Source organism: Streptomyces sp. NPDC002773 (assembly GCF_040295605.1).
In the GTDB taxonomy this organism is placed as follows: domain Bacteria; phylum Actinomycetota; class Actinomycetes; order Streptomycetales; family Streptomycetaceae; genus Streptomyces.
The window spans coordinates 148,655-169,262 of sequence record NZ_JBEOVO010000007.1 but is presented as its reverse complement, the minus strand read 5'-3'; the positions used below and the strand labels follow the sequence as shown (position 1 = coordinate 169,262).

The 20,608-nt window shown below is 72.5% G+C and carries 19 protein-coding genes; 15 read left to right on the top strand and 4 right to left on the bottom strand.

From position 1 onward, the window contains the following. Positions 1–53 precede the first annotated feature (53 nt). From ABT034_RS12260 to ABT034_RS12205, 12 genes are all read left to right on the top strand, one after another. Positions 54–2,099 (top strand): bifunctional aldolase/short-chain dehydrogenase, encoded by a 2,046-nt coding sequence (locus ABT034_RS12260; protein ID WP_351214040.1) that lies wholly within the window; start codon positions 54–56, stop codon positions 2,097–2,099. Further along, positions 2,096–3,541: a rhamnulokinase gene (locus tag ABT034_RS12255; RefSeq protein ID WP_351214038.1), complete on the top strand. Its 1,446-nt coding sequence runs from the start codon at positions 2,096–2,098 to the stop codon at positions 3,539–3,541. The genes ABT034_RS12260 and ABT034_RS12255 overlap by 4 nt, the downstream gene beginning before the upstream one ends. 84 nt (positions 3,542–3,625) lie before the next feature. Then, the gene (locus ABT034_RS12250) at positions 3,626–4,381 is read left to right on the top strand and encodes a (Fe-S)-binding protein (RefSeq protein ID WP_351214036.1); all 756 of its coding nucleotides are present in this window, start codon (positions 3,626–3,628) and stop codon (positions 4,379–4,381) included. Continuing rightward, positions 4,378–5,856 carry a lactate utilization protein B gene (locus ABT034_RS12245; protein ID WP_351214034.1) on the top strand — a complete coding sequence of 493 codons (1,479 nt, stop codon included), beginning with the start codon at positions 4,378–4,380 and terminating at the stop codon, positions 5,854–5,856. The genes ABT034_RS12250 and ABT034_RS12245 overlap by 4 nt, the downstream gene beginning before the upstream one ends. After that, positions 5,853–6,515 (top strand): LutC/YkgG family protein, encoded by a 663-nt coding sequence (locus tag ABT034_RS12240; RefSeq protein ID WP_351214032.1) that lies wholly within the window; start codon positions 5,853–5,855, stop codon positions 6,513–6,515. The genes ABT034_RS12245 and ABT034_RS12240 overlap by 4 nt, the downstream gene beginning before the upstream one ends. Positions 6,516–6,664: 149 nt before the next feature. Further along, a complete protein-coding gene (locus ABT034_RS12235; RefSeq protein WP_351214030.1) occupies positions 6,665–7,771 on the top strand; it encodes an NAD(P)H-dependent flavin oxidoreductase in 1,107 nt (368 codons plus the stop codon). Between the two features lie 52 nt (positions 7,772–7,823). Beyond that, the gene (locus ABT034_RS12230; protein WP_351214028.1) at positions 7,824–8,612 is read left to right on the top strand and encodes an enoyl-CoA hydratase family protein; all 789 of its coding nucleotides are present in this window, start codon (positions 7,824–7,826) and stop codon (positions 8,610–8,612) included. Between the two features lies 1 nt (position 8,613). Then, complete coding sequence (locus tag ABT034_RS12225) at positions 8,614–9,750, top strand: acyl-CoA dehydrogenase family protein (protein WP_351214026.1); 1,137 nt, start codon at positions 8,614–8,616, stop codon at positions 9,748–9,750. A 4-nt stretch (positions 9,751–9,754) separates the two neighbouring features. Continuing rightward, entirely contained in the window at positions 9,755–10,795 is a 1,041-nt protein-coding gene (locus tag ABT034_RS12220; protein ID WP_351214024.1) for an acyl-CoA dehydrogenase family protein, read from the top strand. 21 nt (positions 10,796–10,816) lie between these two features. Then, the gene (locus ABT034_RS12215) at positions 10,817–11,701 is read left to right on the top strand and encodes an SDR family oxidoreductase (RefSeq protein ID WP_351214252.1); all 885 of its coding nucleotides are present in this window, start codon (positions 10,817–10,819) and stop codon (positions 11,699–11,701) included. A gap of 90 nt (positions 11,702–11,791) precedes the next feature. After that, complete coding sequence (locus ABT034_RS12210) at positions 11,792–12,583, top strand: SDR family oxidoreductase (RefSeq protein WP_351214022.1); 792 nt, start codon at positions 11,792–11,794, stop codon at positions 12,581–12,583. A gap of 288 nt (positions 12,584–12,871) precedes the next feature. Further along, positions 12,872–13,507: a TetR/AcrR family transcriptional regulator gene (locus ABT034_RS12205; protein WP_351214020.1), complete on the top strand. Its 636-nt coding sequence runs from the start codon at positions 12,872–12,874 to the stop codon at positions 13,505–13,507. Positions 13,508–13,524: 17 nt separating this feature from the next. Here ABT034_RS12205 and ABT034_RS12200 read toward each other — a convergent pair whose 3' ends face one another. From ABT034_RS12200 to ABT034_RS12185, 4 genes are read right to left on the bottom strand one after another with little or no spacing between them, the layout of a single operon-like run. After that, positions 13,525–14,286, bottom strand: coding sequence for a CoA-transferase subunit beta (locus ABT034_RS12200; protein WP_351214018.1), 762 nt, complete (start codon positions 14,284–14,286; stop codon positions 13,525–13,527). Between the two features lie 2 nt (positions 14,287–14,288). Beyond that, a complete protein-coding gene (locus ABT034_RS12195; protein ID WP_351214016.1) occupies positions 14,289–15,167 on the bottom strand; it encodes a CoA transferase subunit A in 879 nt (292 codons plus the stop codon). Positions 15,168–15,204: 37 nt separating this feature from the next. Then, complete coding sequence (locus ABT034_RS12190; RefSeq protein WP_351214014.1) at positions 15,205–16,398, bottom strand: acyl-CoA dehydrogenase family protein; 1,194 nt, start codon at positions 16,396–16,398, stop codon at positions 15,205–15,207. A 29-nt stretch (positions 16,399–16,427) separates the two neighbouring features. Then, a complete protein-coding gene (locus ABT034_RS12185; RefSeq protein ID WP_351214012.1) occupies positions 16,428–17,291 on the bottom strand; it encodes an enoyl-CoA hydratase in 864 nt (287 codons plus the stop codon). A gap of 141 nt (positions 17,292–17,432) precedes the next feature. Between ABT034_RS12185 and ABT034_RS12180 the strand changes: the two genes are divergently transcribed. From ABT034_RS12180 to ABT034_RS12170, 3 genes are read left to right on the top strand one after another with little or no spacing between them, the layout of a single operon-like run. Then, positions 17,433–18,602, top strand: coding sequence for an acyl-CoA dehydrogenase family protein (locus tag ABT034_RS12180; protein ID WP_351214010.1), 1,170 nt, complete (start codon positions 17,433–17,435; stop codon positions 18,600–18,602). Continuing rightward, on the top strand, positions 18,599–19,402 hold the full coding sequence (locus tag ABT034_RS12175; protein WP_351214008.1) for an SDR family oxidoreductase: 804 nt from the start codon (positions 18,599–18,601) through the stop codon (positions 19,400–19,402). The genes ABT034_RS12180 and ABT034_RS12175 overlap by 4 nt, the downstream gene beginning before the upstream one ends. A gap of 48 nt (positions 19,403–19,450) precedes the next feature. After that, positions 19,451–20,602: an acetyl-CoA C-acetyltransferase gene (locus tag ABT034_RS12170; protein WP_351214006.1), complete on the top strand. Its 1,152-nt coding sequence runs from the start codon at positions 19,451–19,453 to the stop codon at positions 20,600–20,602. Positions 20,603–20,608: the final 6 nt, after the last annotated feature.

Genomic DNA, 20,608 nt, shown 5'->3' with positions numbered 1-20,608 from the left:
GAGCCCCGGACCGTACGAGACGACCCTCCTCACCGACCCGCAAGGACACGCCCATGTCTTCCTCCCTCCACCCCGAAGCGGCCGCTCTGCTCGCCCGCTCCCATCGCCTCGGCGCCGATCCCCGCACCACCAACTACGCCGGCGGCAACACGTCCGCCAAGGGCACCGCGCCCGACCCCGTGACCGGCGGAGACGTCGAGCTGATGTGGGTCAAGGGCTCGGGCGGCGACCTCGGCACCCTCACGGAGTCCGGCCTCGCCGTGCTCCGCCTCGACCGGCTCCGCTCCCTCGTCGGCGTCTACCCGGGCGTCGAGCGCGAGGACGAGATGGTCGCGGCGTTCGACTACTGCCTGCACGGCAAGGGCGGCGCCGCTCCGTCCATCGACACCGCCATGCACGGACTGGTCGACGCCGTCCACGTGGATCATCTGCACCCCGACTCCGGGATCGCGCTCGCCTGCGCGGCCGACGGGGAGAAGCTGACCGCCGAGTGCTTCGGCGAGACCGTCGTGTGGGTGCCGTGGCGGCGCCCCGGGTTCCAGCTCGGCCTCGACATCGCGGCCGTGAAGAAGGACAACCCGCAGGCCATCGGCTGCATCCTCGGCGGACACGGAGTCACCGCCTGGGGCGACACGGCCGAGGAGTGCGAGCGCAACTCGCTGCTCATCATCCGGACCGCGGAGAGCTTCCTCGCCGAGCGCGGCCGCCCCGAGCCCTTCGGTCCCCTCCTCGACGGGTACGGGGCGCTGCCCGAGGCCGAGCGGCGTGAGCGCGCCGCCGTCCTCGCGCCCCACATCCGGGGCATCGCCTCGCAGGACCGGCCGCAGGTGGGTCACTTCGACGACTCCGCGGCCGTCCTCGACTTCACGGCCCGCGCGGAGCACCCCCGGCTCGCCGCGCTCGGCACCTCCTGCCCCGACCACTTCCTGCGGACCAAGGTCCGGCCGCTGGTCCTCGACCTTCCGCCGACCGTCCCGGTCGAAGAAGTCGTCGCGCGGCTGCGCGCGCTGCACGCCGAGTACCGCGAGGAGTACCAGGCGTACTACGACCGGCACGCGGACGCCGACTCGCCCGCGATCCGCGGCGCCGACCCGGCCATCGTGCTCGTCCCGGGCGTGGGCATGTTCTCCTTCGGCAAGGACAAGCAGACCGCTCGCGTGGCGGGTGAGTTCTACGTCAACGCGATCAACGTGATGCGGGGCGCAGAGGCGGTGTCGACGTACGCGCCGATCGAGGAGTCGGAGAAGTTCCGCATCGAGTACTGGGCCCTCGAGGAGGCCAAGCTCCAGCGGATGCCGAAGCCCAAGGCGCTCGCGACCCGCGTCGCCCTCGTGACCGGTGCCGGAAGCGGCATCGGCAAGGCCATCGCCCAGCGGCTCGTCGCCGAGGGCGCCTGTGTCGTCGTCGCCGACCTCAACGCTTCGAGCGCCGGGGCCGTCGCGGAGGAGATCGGCGGGCCCGACAAGGCTGTGGCCGTGACCGTGGACGTCACCTCGGAGGAGCAGATCGCCGACGCGTTCAAGGCGGCCGCGCTGGCCTTCGGCGGCGTCGACCTGGTCGTCAACAACGCGGGCATCTCCCTCTCCAAGCCGCTCCTGGAGACCTCGGCGCGCGACTGGGACCTCCAGCACGACATCATGGCGCGCGGCTCGTTCCTCGTCTCCCGCGAGGCGGCCCGCATCATGATCGAGCAGGGTCTCGGCGGTGACATCGTCTACATCGCGTCGAAGAACGCGGTGTTCGCAGGACCGAACAACATCGCCTACTCCGCGACCAAGGCCGACCAGGCCCACCAGGTGCGGCTCCTCGCCGCCGAGCTGGGCGAGCACGGCATCCGCGTCAACGGCGTCAACCCGGACGGGGTCGTGCGCGGCTCGGGCATCTTCGCCGCCGGCTGGGGCGCGCAGCGGGCGGCGACGTACGGCATCGAGGAGGAGAAGCTCGGTGAGTTCTACGCCCAGCGCACCATCCTCAAGCGCGAGGTACTGCCCGAGCACGTCGCCAACGCCGTGTTCGCGCTCACCGGCGGCGAGCTGACCCACACCACCGGCCTTCACGTCCCGGTCGACGCCGGTGTCGCCGCCGCCTTCCTGCGATGAGCGATCGTACGAAGGCGTTCGCCGCGGTCGACCTGGGCGCGTCCAGCGGGCGCGTCATGGTCGGCCACGTCGGCCCCGACACCCTCCACGTCTCCGTGGCACACCGCTTCCCCAACCGGCCGGTCCGCCTACCCGAGGGCTTGCGGTGGGACATCCTCGGGCTTTACGCGGGTGTGCTCGACGGCCTGCGCGCGGCCGGCCGGGTCGACTCCGTCGGCATCGACAGCTGGGCCGTCGACTACGGCCTGCTCGACGCCGACGGGGCGCTGCTCGGCAACCCGGTGCACTACCGGGACAGCCGCACCGAGGGCGTCGCGGAGAAGGTGTGGACGACCGTGCCGGCCGCCGAGCTGTACGCGGCGACCGGCATCCAGTACGCCCCGTTCAACACCCTGTACCAGCTCGCGGCGGCCCGCGAGGCGCGTCAACTCGCGTGCGCCGAGCGGCTGTTGATGATCCCCGACCTGATCTCGTACTGGCTCACCGGCGAGCAGGGCACCGAGCTGACCAACGCCTCCACCACGCAGCTCGTCGACCCCCGGACGCGCGACTGGTCCTACGACACGGCCGCCCGCCTCGGCATCGACCTGGAACTGTTCGCCCCGCTGCGGCAGCCGGGCGATCCGGCCGGGCTGCTGCGGCCGGAGGTGCTGGACGAGACGGGGCTCCAGGGGCCGGTGCCGGTGACGGCGGTGGGCTCGCACGACACGGCCTCCGCGGTGGCCGCGGTCCCCGCGACCACGCGGAACTTCGCGTACATCTGCACGGGCACCTGGTCCCTGGCCGGCCTGGAGCTGGAGGCGCCCGTGCTCACCGAGGCGAGCCGCGCCGCCAACTTCACCAACGAGCTGGGCATCGACGGCACGGTCCGCTACCTGCGCAACATCATGGGCCTGTGGCTGCTCCAGGAGTGCATGCGGGACTGGGGCCTGGCGGACGTCGTACCCCTGCTGCGCGAGGCGGCCCGGGTGCCGGGCCTGCGTGCGGTGGTGGACGCGGCCGAACCGGCGTTCCTGGCCCCCGGCGGGATGCCCCGGCGCATCCAGGCGGCGTGCCGCGCCACCGGTCAGCCCGTCCCGGAGACGCCGGCCGAGATCACCCGGTGCGTCCTCGACTCCCTCGCCCTCGCCCACCGCAAGGCGATCGAGGACGCGCAGCGGCTGTCCGGACGGTCCGCCGACGTCGTCCACGTGGTCGGCGGCGGGGCCCGCAACGAGCTGCTGTGCCGGCTGACCGCCGACGCCTGCGGGCTGCCGGTCGTCGCAGGACCGGCCGAATCAGCGGCCCTCGGCAACGTCCTGGTCCAGGCCCGCGCCCACCGCGCGGTCGGGGACCTCGCCTCGATGCGCGGCCTGCTGGCCCGCACCCAGCCGCTGACCACCTACGAACCCCGCGGCGACCGGGCAGAGTGGGACGCGGCGGCCCGACGGATCGCCGGCTGACGGCCACGCCCGAAACGCCGGGTGGGCACGGAACCTGACAACCGTGCCCACCCGGTCCCCGCACACCGAGAAGAAGGAGCCGCGATGCGTGTCGCTCTGTTCCTGACCTGTGTCAACGACACGCTCTATCCGGACACCGGCCGGGCCGTGGTGAGGCTCCTGTCCCGTCTGGGCGTGGACGTCGACTTCCCCGCGGGCCAGACCTGCTGCGGACAGGCCCACTACAACAACGGCTACCGGCACCAGGCCGAACCGCTCGCGCTGCGCTACGCCGAGGTCTTCGCCGGCTACGACGCGATCGTGACCCCGTCCGGGTCCTGCGGCGCCATGGTCCGCGAGCTGTACCCCCGCATGGGCGAGCGCGCCCGCGCGGAGGGCCGCGGCGACAGGCTCACCCGCACGCTCGCGCCGGTCGTGCCGAAGACGTACGAGCTCACCGAGTTCCTGGTGGACGTGCTCGGTGTGACGGACGTCGGCGCGTACTACCCGCACAGGGTCACCTATCACCCGACCTGCCACGGCCTGCGCGGCCTGGGGCTCGCCGACCGGCCGTACCGGCTGCTCCAGGCCGTCAAGGGCCTCGAACTGGCGGAACTGCCCGGAGCGGAGGAATGCTGCGGCTTCGGCGGCACCTTCGCGGTGAAGAATCCCGACGTCTCGGCCGCCATGGGCGCGGACAAGGCGCGCAGTGCCGAGTCGACGGGTGCCGAGGTGCTGTGCGCCGCCGACAACTCGTGCCTGATGCACATCGGAGGAACGATGTCGCGGCTGAAGGTGGGCATGCGGCCCGTCCACATCGCGGAGATCCTAGCGAGCACGGAGAAGGAGCCCCTGCTGTGAGCGGTACGTTCGTCGGGATGCCGGCCTTCCCGAAGGCGGCGCGCGACGCGGTCGGCAACCCCACCCTGCGGGCCAACCTCCGCCACGCCACCCACACCATCCGCGACAAGCGCGCGGCCGCCGTCGCCGAACTCGACGACTGGGCGCGGCTGCGCGAGGCCGGCAAGCAGATCAAGGACCACACCCTCCGCCATCTCGACCGCTACCTGGTCCAGCTGGAGGAGTCGGTGATCGCCGCGGGCGGGACCGTGCACTGGGCGGCGGACGCGGACGAGGCCAACAGGATCGTCACCGACCTGGTCAAGGCCACCGGCGAGACCGAGGTCGTCAAGGTCAAGTCCATGGCCACCCAGGAGATCGGCCTCAACGAGGCCCTCGAAGCCGAGGGCATCGCCGCCTACGAGACCGACCTCGCCGAACTCATCGTCCAGTTGGGCAAGGACCGGCCCTCGCACATCCTCGTCCCCGCGATCCACCGCAACCGCGGCGAGATCCGCGACATCTTCGTCCGCGAGATGAGCGAGTGGGGCCGGCCCGCACCCGCCGGCCTCACCGACAGCCCCGCCGAGCTCGCCGACGCCGCGCGGCTGCACCTGCGGGACAAGTTCCTCCGGGCCAAGGTCGCCGTGTCCGGCGCCAACTTCATGGTCGCCGAGACGGGCACGCTCGTCGTCGTGGAGTCCGAGGGCAACGGCCGGATGTGCCTGACGCTCCCCGAGACGCTGATCTCGGTCGTCGGCATCGAGAAGGTCGTCCCGACCTGGCGGGACCTGGAGGTGTTCCTGCAGACCCTGCCCCGCTCCTCGACCGCCGAGCGGATGAACCCGTACACGAGCATGTGGACGGGGACGAGCGAGGGCGACGGCCCCAGCGACTTCCACCTCGTCCTCCTCGACAACGGCCGCACCGACACCCTCGCGGACGAGGTGGGCCGCCAGGCCCTGCGCTGCATCCGCTGCTCGGCCTGTCTCAACGTCTGCCCGGTGTACGAGCGGGCCGGGGGTCACGCGTACGGCTCGGTCTACCCGGGCCCCATCGGCGCGATCCTGAGCCCCCAGCTCCGGGGCACACAGAGCGAGGTCGACGCCTCGCTGCCGTACGCCTCCACCCTCTGCGGCGCCTGCTACGACGTCTGCCCCGTCGCCATCGACATCCCCGAGGTCCTGGTGCATCTCCGGGAGCGGATCGCCCAGGGCGGACCGGTGACCCGCGAGGGCGACCTGGTCGTCCTGAGGCCGGCCAAGGGGCACGCGGCCGAGCGTGCGGCCATGCGGGCGGCGCGCTGGGCGCTCGGCCGACCGGGTGTGCTGCGGGCCGGACAGCGGCTCGCCGCACGCACGCGGAAGCTGCATCCACGGACACTGCCGGGTCCCGGCAAGGCGTGGAGCGCGACGCGGGACCTGCCACCGGTGCCCGCGGAGCCGTTCCGTGACTGGTGGCAGCGCACCGACGGCGGGAAGAAGGACGGGACATGAGCAGCAGGGATCTGATCCTCGGCCGGGTGCGGAGCGCGCTCGCCGACGTACCACCGGACGACACGCCGTACGAACAGGCCGTCGACCGCTCCTATCTACGCGTCCACGGTGACCTGGACGCCGAGCAGACGGTGGAACTCCTCGCGGAGAACCTGGCGGACTACCGGGCGGTCGTGCACCGTTGCACGGCCGACCAGCTGCCGCGGACGGTCGCCGTGATGCTGGCCGCCCGGGGCGCGACGACGGTGCTCGTCCCGCCGGGCCTGGATCCCGGCTGGCTCTCGGCGACCGACGTCGTGCGGGTCCAGGACCGGGCGGACACCACGCCGCACGAACTCGACCGGATCGACAGCGTGATCACCGGCTGCGCGGTGGCCGTCGCCGAGACGGGCACCCTCGTGCTCGACGCCGGCCCCGGCCAGGGCCGCCGTCGCATCACGCTGGTCCCCGACCACCACATCTGCGTGGTGCGTGTCCCGGACCAGGTGGTCTCCTCCCTTCCGGAGGCCCTCGAACGCCTCGATCCGACCCGCCCTTCGACCTGGATCTCCGGCCCGTCGGCCACCAGCGACATCGAACTCGACCGCGTCGAAGGCGTCCACGGGCCGCGCACCCTCGAGGTCGTACTGGTGACAGGTCCGCGCCCCGCCGTTTCGTGACTCCGGGACGAAAGGAGGTAGCGCGGGCGGGCGCGCGGACGCCGGCAGGCCATTGAGACCCAAGCAAGTGCTTGGTAGTGTGCCGAGGTGCCGGGCCCGGCCGCAGTCGCATCCGGTCCCCGGACCGTCGAGCTCCGGAGGATCCCGGCATGACTTCGATGACCCACCCCGCGACCCACCCGGCCCTGCGCACCGCGCTGTGCGACCTGGTCGGGGTCAGGTACCCGATCGTGCAGACCGGCATGGGCTACGTGTCCGGCCCCGAACTGACGGCGGCCACGGCCGCCGCGGGCGGCCTCGGCATCCTGGCCGGTGCCACCCTGACCCTGGAACAGACCCGTACCGCCGTCCGCGTCGTCAAGGAGCGCACCGACGCGCCGTTCGGCGTCAACATGCGCGGCGACGCCTCCGACGTACTGGAACGCGGCGAACTCCTCGTCCAGGAGGGCGTCCGGATCGCGTCCTTCGCCCTCGCCCCGAACGAGCGGGTGATCCGCCGCCTGAAGGACGCCGGGCTCGTCGTCATCCCCTCCGTCGGCGCTCGCCGCCACGCCGAGAAGGTCCAGGCGTGGGGCGTGGACGCGGTCGTCGTCCAGGGAGGAGAGGGCGGCGGCCACACCGGCCCGGTGCCCACCTCGATCCTGTTGCCGCAGGTGGTCGACGCCGTCGACATCCCGGTCATCGCGGCCGGCGGCTTCCATGACGGCCGGGGTCTCGTCGGGGCCCTGGCGCAGGGAGCCGTCGGCATCGCGATGGGCACCCGCTTCCTCCTCACCAGCGACAGCACGGTGCCGGACCAGGTGAAGGCCGAATACCTGCGGCGCGGTGTCGACGGCACCGTCGTCACCACGGTCCTCGACGGCATCCCGCAGCGGCTGCTGCGCACCGACCCGGTGGAGCGGCTGCTGCGGCAGAAGGCACTCGCCCGCGCGGGCCGCTCCCTCAAGCACGCCGTCGCCTTCCAGCGGATCTCCGGCATCTCCTGGCGGGACATGGTGCGCGAGGGCCTCGCCATGCGCCGCCGACACGACCTCGGGTGGTCCCAGGTGCTCATGGCGGCCAACACCCCGATGCTGCTGCGCGCCAGCATGACCGAGGGCCGCACGGACGTCGGCACGCTGGCCTCCGGCCAGGTCGTCGGCGTCATCGACGACCTGCCCAGCTGCCAGGAACTGATCGAGCGGATCGTGGCCGAAGCAGGCGCCGTACTCAACCGACTCGCCGCCGCGCCCCAGACGGCGGCGAAGCGCGCCTGACCGGCACGTCGAGCCCTCCTGAGCGCCGCCCACGACAACCCAGGGAGAACGCATGGGCACAGACACCCTCACGACCACCGTCGACGGGCGCGGTATCGCCGAGATCGTCGTCGACCGCCCGCCCGTCAACGCCCTCCCGGTCGAAGACTGGTTCCGACTCGCCGAGAAGATCGCGGACTTGGGTCGCGATGCGGACGTCCGGGTCGTCGTACTCCGCGCCGGAGGGCGTGGCTTCAACGCCGGGGTCGACGTCAAGGAACTCCAGGCCGACGCCACCAACGCCGCGCTCGTCGGCGTCAACCGGGCCTGCTTCGCCGCCTTCGCCGCCGTCTACGACTGCCCGGTCCCCGTCGTGGTCGCGGTCCACGGCTACTGCCTGGGCGGCGGCATCGGTCTCGTCGGCAACGCCGACATCGTGATCGCCGCCGAGGACGCCACGTTCGGACTGCCCGAGGTCGACCGGGGCGCCCTGGGCGCCGCCACCCACCTCTCCCGTCTCGTCCCGCAGCACAAGGCACGGGCCATGATGTACACCTGCGCGACCGCGAGCGCCGCCGAACTCCACGCCTTCGGCTCCGTTCTGGAGGTCGTCCCCGGCGAGCGGCTGCGCGACCGGGCGCTCGAGATCGCGGCCGGCATCGCGGAGAAGAACCCGAAGGTGGTGCGGGCCGCCAAGGAGGCCTTCAACGGCATCGACCCGTGGGACGTCAAACGCAGCTACCGGTACGAGCAGGGCTTCACCTTCGAGATCGCCCTCTCCGGAGTCGCCCGCGAGGTCCGCGGCGCCTTCGGGAGTACGGAGGAGCGCGTCACGGAGGAGCGCGTAGGGGACGGGGAGTGACGTGGACCTGACCTGGAGCCCCGAGGAGGATGCCTTCCGGCAGGAGGCCCGGCAGTGGCTCACGGCACACGTGCCGCGAGAGCCCCTGCCCTCCGGCGACACCCGCGCGGGCTTCGCCGCCTGTCTGGAGTGGGAGCGGAAGCTGTTCGACGCCCGGTGGTCGGTGGTCTCCTGGCCCGAGGAGTTCGGCGGCCGGGACGCCACCCTGTGGCAGTGGCTGATCTTCGAGGAGGAGTACTACCGGGCCGGGGCGCCCGCCCGCGTCACCCAGAACGGCATCTTCCTGCTCGCCCCGACCCTCTTCACGTACGGAACCCCCGAGCAGCAGAAGCGACTTCTGCCGCGCATGGCCGCCGCCCAGGACCTGTGGGCGCAGGGCTGGTCCGAGCCGGGCGCGGGCAGCGACCTCGCCGGCATCCGCAGCCGCGCCGTCCGCGACGAGGCCGCGGGCGGCTGGCGGCTCAGCGGCCAGAAGACGTGGACCACCCGCGGTGCCTTCTGCACGCACCTGTTCGGGCTCTTTCGTGCGGATCCCGAGGCCGGACGCCATCACGGACTGACGTACTTCCTGCTTCCGCTGGACGCCCCCGGCGTCACCGTCCGCGGCTTCGAACGCCTCGACGGCGACGAGGGGTTCGCCGAGGTCTTCCTCGACGAGGTCTTCGTGCCGGACGCGGACGTGCTCGGCGGCGTCGGTCAGGGCTGGCGGGTCGCCATGGCCACCACCGGTTCCGAACGCGGCCTCACCCTGCGCTCGCCCGGCCGCTTCCTGCACGCCGCCGACCGGCTCCTGGACCTGGCCCGCAGCACCCCCGACGCCGCCGCCGCGCACCGGGACCGGCTCGTGCAGGCGTGGATCGACGCCCAGGCGTACGAGCTGTTCACCCTGGAGCAGGTCACCGCGATCACCGAGGGCCGCGCCGTCGGAGCCGAGTCCAGCCTCAACAAGCTCTTCTGGTCGGACATGGACATCCGTCTGCACGAGACGGCCCTCGAACTGCTGGGATCCGAAATGGAGTTGGAGGACGGCTGGAGCCGGGGCTTCCTTTTCTCCCTCGCCGGCCCCCTCTACGCCGGAACCAACGAGATCCAGCGCAACATCGTCGCCGAGCGGCTGCTCGGCCTGCCCAGGAGGTGACGCGATGCGGTTCGCCGTAGCGGAGCAGGACACGGCCCTGGCCGAGGCGGCCGGGGAGGTGCTGGACCGGGAGGTGGACGCGGAGGTGGTCCGGGCCGGGTGGCCGGGCGCCGGGCCGCACGGGGGTCCGGGCGACCGGGTCGGCGCGGTGTGGCGCACCCTCGCCCAGGTCGGGATCACCGGGACGCTCGTCCCGCAGCACGCCGACGGCCTCGGCCTCGACGAGCGGGCCCTGCCGCCGCTGATGGAGACCCTGGGCCGCAGCGGCCTGCCGGTGCCGGCCGCGGAGGTGGTGGCCGTCGGGGCTCCGCTGCTCGCCGCCGCGGGGGCCACCTCGTACCTCGCCGCCGTCCTGGACGGAACGGCGCTCCTCGCCGTCGGCCTCACCGAAGGCGCGGCCGTGCCCTTCGCCGCCCGCGCCGACCTGGTCGTCGTACGCGTCGGACGGCAGGCGCGGCTGTACGAGCGGGGCGAGGTGCGCGTCGAGCCGCTCGCCGCCGTCGACGGTTCACGTCACCTGGGCCGCGTCACCGCCCCGCCCGCCGGCGGCCTGGTCCTCGCGGGGGAGGAGGCTCTGGACGTCCCCTGGCGGCGCGGTGTCCTCGCCACCTCGGGTCTCCTCGTCGGACTCGCCGGACGGATGCTCGAACTGACCGTCGGGTACGTGCGGGAGCGCCATCAGTTCGGGGTACCGGTCGGCTCGTTCCAGGCGGTCAAGCACGCCCTCGCCGATGCCGAGACGGCGGTGCGCTTCGCCCGCCCCGCCGTCCTCGCCGCCGGCTGGGCGCAGGCGACCGGCGCCCCCGACGCGGAGCTCCGTACGTCGATGGCGAAGGTGCTCGCCTCCGATGCCGCCCGCCGGGTCGCCCGGACGGCGATCCAGTGCCACGGCGCCATCGGATACACCACCGAGTACGACCTCCACCTGTACGCCAAGCGGGCCTGGGCGCTCGCCGCCGACTGGGGCGGTCCCGCGTACCACCGCGAACGGATGGCGCGCCGACTCGGTCTGACACCGGCTTCGGCTCCGGCTCCGGCTCCGTGACGAAACGAAAGGACCGTGACAGTGACGGGAATCTGCGAGGGCCGGGTCGTCGTCGTGACCGGCGCGGGCCAGGGCCTCGGCCGTGAGCACGCCCTGGCGCTGGCCGCCGAGGGAGCGAGGGTCGTCGTCAACGACCTCGGGGAGGCGGCGGCGCGTGCCGTCGCCGACGAGATCCGCGCGGTCGGCGGCACCGCCGTCGCCGACCCGGGCGACGTCAGCGACTGGGCGTACGCCGAAGGACTCGTCGGACGCGCCGTCGCGGCGTACGGCACGCTGGACGCCCTGGTGAACAACGCGGGTCTGAACCGCGACCGGATGCTCGTCTCCATGACCGAGGCCGAGTGGGACCTGGTCATGAAGGTGGACCTCAAGGGGCACGCGGCGCCGCTGCGCCACGCCCTCGCCTACTGGCGCGAGCGGGCCAAGCAGGGGCGCCCGGTCGCCGCGCGCGTCGTCAACACCAGTTCCGGAGCCGGCCTCATGGGGAGTGTCGGGCAGGGCAACTACGGCGCCGCCAAGGCCGGCATCGTCGCCCTGACCGTCATCGCCGCCGCGGAGGCGGCACGGTACGGCGTCACCGTGAACGCCATCGCGCCCTCCGCCCGTACGCCCATGACGGAGGCGGTCGAGGCGTTCGCCGACAAGATGCGTGCCCCCGAGTCCGGCTTCGACGCCATGCATCCCGGCAACGTCTCGCCGCTCGTGGTCTGGCTGGTCTCCGCCGAGTCCGGCGACGTCACCGGCCGGGTCTTCGAGTCCGAGGGCGGCACGATCTCCGTCGCCGACGGCTGGCAGCACGGTCCGCGTGCGGTGCGCGAGCGCCGCTGGGACCCGCGCGAGGTCGGCCCCGCCGTACGCGACCTCCTGGCCAAGGCTCCGGTGCCGGCGCCGGTCTACGGCGCCTGACCGGGACGCGCCTCCGTGCCTCAACCTATCGCTTGCTTGTTCTTGCTGCCTACAGTGAGGCCTCCGGCACGACGACACGGAAGGAGCGCCATGTCGCTGCGGATAGACATGTCAGGGAAGGTCGTCCTGGTCACGGGAGGCGCTCGCGGGGTCGGTGCCGGGATCGTGGAGATGTTCCTGCGGGCAGGGGCCCAGGTGGAGATCTGCGGTCGCACGGCCCCGCCGCCGGGGGGTGGGGCCGCCCGCTTCAGTCGGGTCGACGTCCGCGACGCGGACCAGGTCGCCCGCTGGGTCGGCGATGTGGTGGACCGGCACGGGCGGATCGACGTCGCCGTGAACAACGCGGGCGGCGCGCCGTTCGCCGGCTTCGCGGACGCGTCCGCGAACTTCCACCGCAGGATCACCGAGCTCAACTTCCTGGGGCCGGTCCACGTGTGCGGCGCGGTCCACCCGGTCATGAGCGCCCAGGACGACGGGGGAGTGGTCCTCAACATCACCTCCATCAGCGCGCGCAGGCCCAGCCCCGGCACAGCCGTGTACGGCGCGGCGAAGGCGGCCCTGGAGAGCCTCACCACGAGCCTCGCCGTCGAATGGGCCCCGCGGGTGCGGGTCAACGCGGTCAGCTGCGGCCTGGTGGCGACCCCGGGATCGGAGGACCACTACGGCGGCGCCGAACAGGTCGCCCGGGTCGCGGCCACCATCCCGCGTGGCGTCCTCGCCCGGCCCGAGGAGATCGGCTCGGCCTGCGTCCTGCTCGCCTCGCCGCTCGCCTCCCACGTCACCGGCGCCGTCCTGAACGTCGACGGCGGCGGCGAGTGGCCGGCCTTTCTCCAACACACCCCGAACAGCGCGTCGTTGCAGGTTCCCACGCGTCAGCGATGAGACCGCGCGTCACCGAGGAGACGGATTCCGTCGTGCCCGAAGCAGTCATCGTGTCGGCCGCCCGCTCGCCCATAGGCCGGGCCGACAAGGGTTCGCTCAAGGACCTACGAGGAGATGACCTGGGCGCCGACATGGTCCGCGCCGGCGATGATCATCGAACGGCTCGGCTGACCCTCGAGGCGCGGGGAGCCGGCCCCGGCCCCTGACGCCGTCGGCCGTGCGCTGTGGCAAGATCGATCAAGCACTTGCTTGTGAGGGGCGCCGGCCCCACCCGAAGGGACGGACGACATGGCGACACGACGGCTCGGCCGGGCAGAGGTCCGCACACCCCGAACGCGCGGGAACGCCGCTTCGGGCCGACGTGCCGAGCTGCTCAGGATCGCCGCGGGCCAGTTCGCCTCGCACGGATTCGCCGCGACCACCGTCCGGGACATCGCCGACGAGGCGGGCATCCTCTCCGGCAGCCTGTACCACCACTTCCGCTCCAAGGAGGAGATGCTCGACGAGATCCTGCGGGACTTCCTCGGCAGCCTCTTCGAACGGTTCCAGGAGATCGAGAAGGAGGGGGAGGGGCCGAGGGAGGTCCTCGACGGCCTCATCCAGCACTCCTTCACCACGATCCACGAGAGACCCGAAGCCGTCGCCCTGTACCAGAACGAGTCGGGGACGCTGAGCGGACTGCCCGGCTTCGAGTACGTCGACGAGTTCAGCGAGAAGATCGAGCGGATCTGGCTGGGCGCCCTCACCGCCGGACAGAAGTCCGGCGTCTTCCCGGACGACATCGACATGAAGCTGAACTACCTGTTCATCCGGGACACCGTGTGGTCGGCGGTGCGCTGGTACCGGCCCGGCGGGAAGTACCGCCCCGAGACCCTGGCGGCGCAGTACCTCAGGGTGCTGCACACCGGTCTGCTCGCCACGTAGCGGTCCGTGCCGGACTCTCAGGCGGGGATCTCCCGGTCGCGGGTGCCGCGCGGGTCGATCACCTCGCGGACGAGGCGCAGCTCCTCCTCGCTCGGCAGCCGGGTCTCCGTCGCCCCGGTCGCGTCGAGGTCGAAGCCGGTGCTCCGCCGGACCTCGTCGACGGTGACGCCGGGATGCGTCGAGCGGATGCGGAGCCGGCCGTCCTGCCCGTAGTCCAGGACCGCCAGATTGGTGACGACCACGCCCAGGTGGTGGAAGCGCAGTGCCTGGCCGCGCTGGGCGCGGGCCCGGTCGTTGCCCACCCCGCACACCACGTCGACCTTCTCGACGAAGACCTTCGGGGAGTGCCGGGCCACCCAGTAGTCGGTGCGGTGGTTGGCCGTGTTGCCCGGCGCACCCCGGACGCCGATGAGCTGCCGCCGGGGGCGGCGCCAGTCGCCGATGAGCGAGATGTTCTGGTTGCCGTACGGGTCGATCTGGCTGGCGCCCATCATGCTCTGGCGGCGCCCGCTCCCGACGATGTCGAACACCCGCCGGTACGGCACCCAGCTCTCCACCACGGCGCTTCCCCCGTCGGCGGCGCTCTGCCCGAGCGGCGGCGGGTCGCTGACGAAGTACGCCTCCCCGTCCGAGAGGACGAGGTCCGGGCTCGTCGTCAGCCGGGCGAGCCTGGCCCCGATCGCGGGAATCGTGCCCACCGCGTGCGCGAGCACCTCTCCGGCGTCGCGCCAGACACCGGCGCAGGCCACCGCGCACACTTCGGCCCTGGTGATCTCCATGGTCACTGTCCCTCCCGCTCGCTGTCGCGCGACGCGTGGAACCGGTCCACGGCCGCCAGGTACTCGTCCTCGCCGCCCGCCAGGTACTGCTTGCGGAAGAGCTCCCACGCGTCGGCGTCCGCGGCCGTGGACGCGTAGTACCGCTGGAACGCCTCGTCCCGGCCGTAGTCCGGAGCGCAGGAGGTGAAGTGGGCGCCGCGCGGGGTCTCGACCACGCCGTCGACGAAGAGCCGGCTGATCAGCAGCGACTGGGCCGGCCCTGCGCCGAGCAGCTCCTCGGTGGGCACGATCCGCTCGCAGCTGACGTAGCAGCGGTCGGCGGCCATCGCGTACAGGTCGTCGAAGTACGGGTCGGGGCCCAGGTACTGGGCGTTGCCGGCGGCGTCGGCACGGTTCACGTGCACCAGAGCGACGTCGAGCCGCAGCGCCTTCATGGCGACGTACTCCTCGTCGCTGTACGGGCTGGGAACCGTCACCAGGTCCGGGTTCATGGTGAGGACGTCGGAGCCGAGCCCGGCGCGCGTCGGCAGGAAGGCCAGCCGCTGGGCCGCCGCCCGCAGCCCCGTCACGAACATGCCCTCGTCGTACTCCGCGGTCTCCACGCCGCCGCGCTCCCGCACGGCGCGGAAGTGCGGGTCGAGCGCGATGCTGTCGAGCGACACGAATCCGTAGACGAGCTTGCGGACCTTCCCCGCGGCGCACAGCAGCCCGACGTCCGGGCCGCCGAACGAGACGACGGTCAGATCCGTGACGTCGCTGCGCAGCAGCGCGCGCACGAGGGCCATCGGCTTGCGCCGCGAGCCCCAGCCGCCGATCCCGATCGTCATGCCGGATTCGATCGTCGCGGCGAAGTCCTCCACGTGCATCGACTTGTCGCCCATACGGTCTTCCTCTCACGTGTGGTTCGGTCGGACGCCGTCAGGAGGCCGGGCGGCCGTCGGCGGCCTGCTCCAGCAGGCGGAAGAGCCGGCGCCGGTGTTCGTGGGGCTGGCCGAACAGCTGGGACGTGGCGTGGGCGCGCTTGAACACCATCTGGGCGTCGTGCTCCCAGGTGATCGCGATGCCGCCGTGCAACTGGACGGTCTCCGAGGCGATGTGGTGCAGCGCCTCGGAGCACCAGGCCTTCGCCAGAGCGGCGTCGTGGGGGAGCCGGGGTGTCCGGTGGGCCGCCGACTGGGCCGCCGCCCAGGACGCCGAGCGGGCCGTCTCGACGGCGACCAGCATGTCGGCCATACGGTGCTTCAGCGCCTGGAACGAGCCGATCGGACGCCCGAACTGCTCGCGCTGCCCCGCGTACTCGACGGTCATGTCCAGGCCGCGCCGGGCCGCGCCGACCTGGAGCGCCGTCACGGCGACGGCGGCGATGTCGTGGAGGACGGGGAGCAGCGCGCCCGCGTCGAGGGTGACGGGGACGGCCCGTGCGCCCGCGAACTCCACGCGGGCGAAGCGCAGCGTGGTGTCCATCGCGGGGGTGGCGGTGCGGTGGACCCCGGCGTCGCCCGGGTCCACCTCGAACAGGCCGACCCGCCCTGCCCCGAGGGCCGCGACGACCAGGAGCGTGTCCGCGCCGACGCCGTCGAGGACCAGGGTGGCCGTACCGGACAGGGCCCAGCCGGCCTCGGTCCCGCCCGCGGCGTCGACGGCGTCGGTGCCAGCGTCGGCGTGGCTGTCGACGGCGTCGGCGCGTACCGCCGCGCGGTCCGTGTGCCAGCGGCCGTCCTCGCCCGCCCAGCACACGGCCGCCGTGCGCGTGCCCTCCGCCAGGCCCGGAAGCAGGCGGTGGCAGGCGGCCTCGTCGCCCGAGAGGAGCAGCGCCTGCGTGGCCAGCACACCCGATCCGAGCAGCGGGCTCGGGGTCAGAGCCGCCCCCAACTCCTCCAGTACGACATGGGTTTCGACGAGCGTGAAGCCCGCACCGCCGTACTCCTCGGGTACGGCCAGGGCCGCCACGCCGACCTGCTCGCACACGGTCCGCCACAGCTCCGGGTCGTACCCGAGCTCCGACTCGGCCGCCGCGCGGACCGCGACGCTGTCGCTGCGCCGTGCGAGGAGGTTCCGTACGATCGAGGAGAGTTCGTGCTGCTCCTCGCTGGGTCGAGCCGCGAACGTCATCGGATCTCCTTCCCCCGGCGGACCGGGCCTCAGGCCTTCGCGGCGGCGTCGCGCATGGCACGGGCGTCCATCCCGGCCAGGGAGTCGGCGCCGACCTCCGCGTTGTGGGAGTGCGCGGCGTGGTGCAGGCCGAAGACCGAGTCCATGCCCGAGCGCATGCCCTGCAGGTCCTCGGCCTGGTTGACGGCCTTCTTGGTGAGCGCGAGGCCGAAGCGGGGCATCGCGCTGATCCGCTCCGCCAGCGCGAAGGTCGCCGACTCCAGGTCCTCGCGCGGCACGACGTGGTTGACCATGCCGAGCCGCAGCGCGCGCTCCGCGTCGAAACGGTCCCCGGTGTACAGGAACTCCTTCGCCGCGCGCGGATTCATCACCCACGGGTGGGCGAAGTACTCGACGCCCGGGATGCCCATGCGCACGACGGGGTCGGCGAAGAACGCGTCCTCGGCGGCGACGATGAAGTCGCAGCACCAGGCGAGCATGAGGCCGCCCGCGATGCACGCGCCCTGCACCATCGCGATGACCGGCTTCGGGATCTCCCGCCAGCGCCGGCACATGCCCAGGTACACCTCGGACTCGCGGGCGATGCGCGCGTCGACGCCCTGCTTGTCGGTGTGGTCCCACCAGATGACGGCCTTGCGCTCGAAGGTCTGGTCGACGTCACGGCCGGGGGTGCCGATGTCGTGGCCCCCGCTGAAGTGCTCGCCGTTGCCGGCCAGGACGATGACCTTCACGTCGTCGTCGTCGACCGCACGGCTGAACGCGGCGTCAAGCGCGTACGTCATCTTCGAGTTCTGCGCGTTGCGGTACCGGGGGCGGTTCAGCGTCACGACCGCGACGGTGCCGCGTACCTCATACGTGACGACGGACTCTTCGGCCTTCTCGGCAGGGGACATGGCAGCTCCTTCGCGATCACGATCACGGTCCGACGCACACCGTACCCAAACAAGTGCTTGGTGGGTTACTGTAGGCCATGCCCCGTCTCCCGACCAGCACCGGACTGCCGGCGGATCCTTCGAGAGGTGACCGTGGATCAGATGCGACCGACGAAGGACGAGAGGTTCCGCCGGGAGGTCCGGGACTGGCTGGAGACGCACCTCCACGGCGACTTCGCCGCCCTCCGGGGCCTGGGAGGGTCCGGCCGCGAACACGAGGCGTACGACGAACGCCTCGCCTGGGACCGGCATCTGGCCGCCCACGGCTGGACGTGCGTCGGCTGGCCCGAGGAGCACGGAGGCCGCGGACTCGGCCTCGCCCAGCAGGTGGTCTTCCACGAGGAGTACGCACGGGCCGGCGGCCCCGCCCGGGTCAACCACCTCGGCGAGGAACTCCTCGGCCCCACCCTGATCGCCTTCGGCACCCCGGAACAGAAGGCCCGCTTCCTGCCCAGGATCCGCGCGGTCGAGGAACTCTGGTGCCAGGGCTACTCGGAGCCGGGCGCCGGCTCCGACCTCGCCGCGGTGTCCACCAGGGCGCGCCGTGCGGAGGACGGCCGGTGGGTGATCGACGGGCAGAAGGTGTGGACCTCGCTGGCACACCTGGCCGACTGGTGCTTCGTCCTCGCCCGCACCGAACCGGGCTCGGCGCGGCACGCCGGGCTCTCCTACCTCCTGGTGCCCATGCGGCAGGAGGGAGTCGAGGTGCGGCCCATCACCCAGCTCACCGGCACCTCGGAGTTCAACGAGGTGTACTTCGAGGGGGCCAGGACCGACGCCGACCTGGTCGTCGGCGCACCCGGGGACGGCTGGAAGGTCGCCATGGCCACCCTCGGCTTCGAGCGCGGGGTCTCCACGCTCGGGCAGCAGATCGGCTTCGCCCGGGAGCTGGAGGCGGTGGTGGCCCTCGCCCGCCGCAACGGCGCCATCGAGGACCCCGCCGTCCAGGACCGCATCACCCGGGCCCACATGGGCCTCGAGGTGATCCGGCTCAACGCCCTCCGCATGCTCGACGGCACGGGCGCGCAGGGGCCGCAGGCATCCATCGCCAAGCTCCTCTGGGGGACGTGGCACCGCTCGCTCGGCGAGCTCGCGATGGAGGTGGCCGGCGCCTCGTCCCTGGTGGCCGCCGGAGCACCGTACGACCTCGACGACTTCCAGCGCCTGTTCCTGTTCAGCCGGGCCGACACGATCTACGGCGGCTCGGACGAGATCCAGCGCAACATCATCGCCGAGCGCGTACTCGGCCTGCCGAAGGAGCCCAAGCGGTGAACTCGAACGCCAGCGCGGCGCAGCCGCCGGCCTATGTGCCCGGCCACGGACTGCTGAAGGACCGGACGGTGGTGGTGACCGCCGCGGCGGGCGCCGGCATCGGCGCCGCGGTGGTGCGGCGCTGCCTGGAGGAGCAGGCGCGGGCCGTGGTCCTCGGCGACGTGCACGAGCGGCGCCTCGGCGAGGCCCACGAGACCCTCGCCAAGGAGTTCGGGCCGGAGCGGGTGGCGTCGGTGGTCTGCGACGTGACGAAGGAGGAACAGGTGGGGGCCCTCCTCGACGCGGCCGAACCGTACGGCGGCGTCGACGTCATGATCAACAACGCGGGGCTCGGCGGCACCCGCTCGGTCCTGGAGCTGACGGACGAGGAATGGTCCCGGGTCCTCGACATCACCCTCACCGGCACCTTCCGCTGTGTGCGCGCCGCCGGGAACCGGATGGTCGCCGCCGGACGCCAGGGCGTCATCGTCAACAACGCCTCGGTGGTCGGCTGGCGCGCCCAGGAGGGCCAGGCGCACTACGCGGCGGCCAAGGCCGGAGTGATGGCGCTGACCCGCTGCGCCGCGATGGACCTCGCCCCGCACGGGATCCGCGTCAACGCGGTCGCCCCGAGCCTGGCCATGCACCCGTTCCTCGCCAAGGTGACCACCGAGGAGTTCCTCGACGGACTCAAGGGCCAGGAGGCCTTCGGCCGGGCCGCGGAACCCTGGGAGGTGGCCAACGTGATGGTCTTCCTGGCCGCCGACTACTCCTCGTACATGACCGGCGAGGTGGTGTCGGTGAGCAGCCGGCACCCGTAAGCAGTGCAGCTCAGCGACCACCGGACGACCAGGAAGAAGAGGACCAGCATGGCCGAGGCCTACATCGTCGACGCCGTACGCACCCCGGTCGGGCGGCGCGGCGGCTCCCTGTCCGCCGTGCACTCCGCGGACCTCGCGGCGCACGCCGTCGGCGCCCTGATCCGCCGTACGGACCTCGACCCCGGCGCCGTCGACGACGTCATCCTCGGCTGCTGCGACACGATCGGCTCGCAGGCCGGAGACATCGCCCGCACCGCATGGCTCGTCGCCGGACTGCCCGACCACGTGCCCGGTGTGACGATCGACCGGCAGTGCGGATCCAGCCAGCAGGCGGTGCACTTCGCGGCCCAGGGCGTCATGTCGGGCACCGCCGACCTGATCGTCGCCGGCGGGGTGCAGAACATGTCGGCGATCCCGATATCGGCCGCGATGACCGTGGGTCAGGCGTACGGGTTCAGCACGCCGTTCGCCGAGTCGCCAGGCTGGATCCGGCGGTACGGCACGCAGGAGGTGTCGCAGTTCCGAGCCGCCGAGATGATCGCCGAGAAGTGGCGGCTCACCCGCGAGGAGATGGAGGAGTACGCCTACCGCAGCCACCTGCGGGCCGCCGCCGCGATCGACGCCGGACGGTTCAAGAACGAGATCGCGCCGTACGGGGACGTCGACACCGACGAGTGCCCGCGCCGCGACACGTCACCGGAGAAGATGGCCGCGCTCAAGCCCCTCACCGAAGGCGGCCGGATCACCGCCGCGCTCGCCGCCCAGAACTCCGACGCGGCCTCGGCGATGCTGATCGCCTCCGCACAGGCCGTACGCGACCACGGCCTGACCCCGCGCGCCCGGATCCACCACCTCTCGGTGCGCGCCGACGACCCGGTGTGGATGCTGACCGGGCCGATCGAGGCGACCCGCCACGCCCTGCGGAAGTCCGGCCTGACCCTCGACGACATCGACCTGTTCGAGATGAACGAGGCCTTCGCCTCCGTGGTCCTCGCCTGGGCGAAGGAGATCGGCGTGGACCCGGCCAAGGTCAACGTCAACGGCGGGGCCATCGCCCTCGGCCATCCGATCGGCGCCACCGGCACCCGGCTGATGACCTCGCTCCTGAACGAACTGGAGCGCACCGGCGGCCGGTTCGGGCTCCAGACCATGTGCGAGGGCGGCGGCCAGGCCAACGTGACCGTCGTCGAACGCCTCTGAGCGTCG

Excerpts from the sequence above, each read along its gene's own strand:
- ABT034_RS12260 (WP_351214040.1), top strand. The coding sequence starts at position 54 with ATGTCTTCCTCCCTCCACCCCGAAGCGGCCGCTCTGCTCGCCCGCTCC.
- ABT034_RS12255 (WP_351214038.1), top strand. The coding sequence starts at position 2,096 with ATGAGCGATCGTACGAAGGCGTTCGCCGCGGTCGACCTGGGCGCGTCC.
- ABT034_RS12250 (WP_351214036.1), top strand. The coding sequence starts at position 3,626 with ATGCGTGTCGCTCTGTTCCTGACCTGTGTCAACGACACGCTCTATCCG.
- ABT034_RS12240 (WP_351214032.1), top strand. The coding sequence starts at position 5,853 with ATGAGCAGCAGGGATCTGATCCTCGGCCGGGTGCGGAGCGCGCTCGCC.
- ABT034_RS12235 (WP_351214030.1), top strand. The coding sequence starts at position 6,665 with ATGACTTCGATGACCCACCCCGCGACCCACCCGGCCCTGCGCACCGCG.
- ABT034_RS12230 (WP_351214028.1), top strand. The coding sequence starts at position 7,824 with ATGGGCACAGACACCCTCACGACCACCGTCGACGGGCGCGGTATCGCC.
- ABT034_RS12220 (WP_351214024.1), top strand. The coding sequence starts at position 9,755 with ATGCGGTTCGCCGTAGCGGAGCAGGACACGGCCCTGGCCGAGGCGGCC.
- ABT034_RS12210 (WP_351214022.1), top strand. The coding sequence starts at position 11,792 with ATGTCGCTGCGGATAGACATGTCAGGGAAGGTCGTCCTGGTCACGGGA.
- ABT034_RS12205 (WP_351214020.1), top strand. The coding sequence starts at position 12,872 with ATGGCGACACGACGGCTCGGCCGGGCAGAGGTCCGCACACCCCGAACG.
- ABT034_RS12200 (WP_351214018.1), bottom strand. The coding sequence starts at position 14,286 with ATGGAGATCACCAGGGCCGAAGTGTGCGCGGTGGCCTGCGCCGGTGTC.
- ABT034_RS12195 (WP_351214016.1), bottom strand. The coding sequence starts at position 15,167 with ATGGGCGACAAGTCGATGCACGTGGAGGACTTCGCCGCGACGATCGAA.
- ABT034_RS12190 (WP_351214014.1), bottom strand. The coding sequence starts at position 16,398 with ATGACGTTCGCGGCTCGACCCAGCGAGGAGCAGCACGAACTCTCCTCG.
- ABT034_RS12185 (WP_351214012.1), bottom strand. The coding sequence starts at position 17,291 with ATGTCCCCTGCCGAGAAGGCCGAAGAGTCCGTCGTCACGTATGAGGTA.
- ABT034_RS12180 (WP_351214010.1), top strand. The coding sequence starts at position 17,433 with ATGCGACCGACGAAGGACGAGAGGTTCCGCCGGGAGGTCCGGGACTGG.
- ABT034_RS12170 (WP_351214006.1), top strand. The coding sequence starts at position 19,451 with ATGGCCGAGGCCTACATCGTCGACGCCGTACGCACCCCGGTCGGGCGG.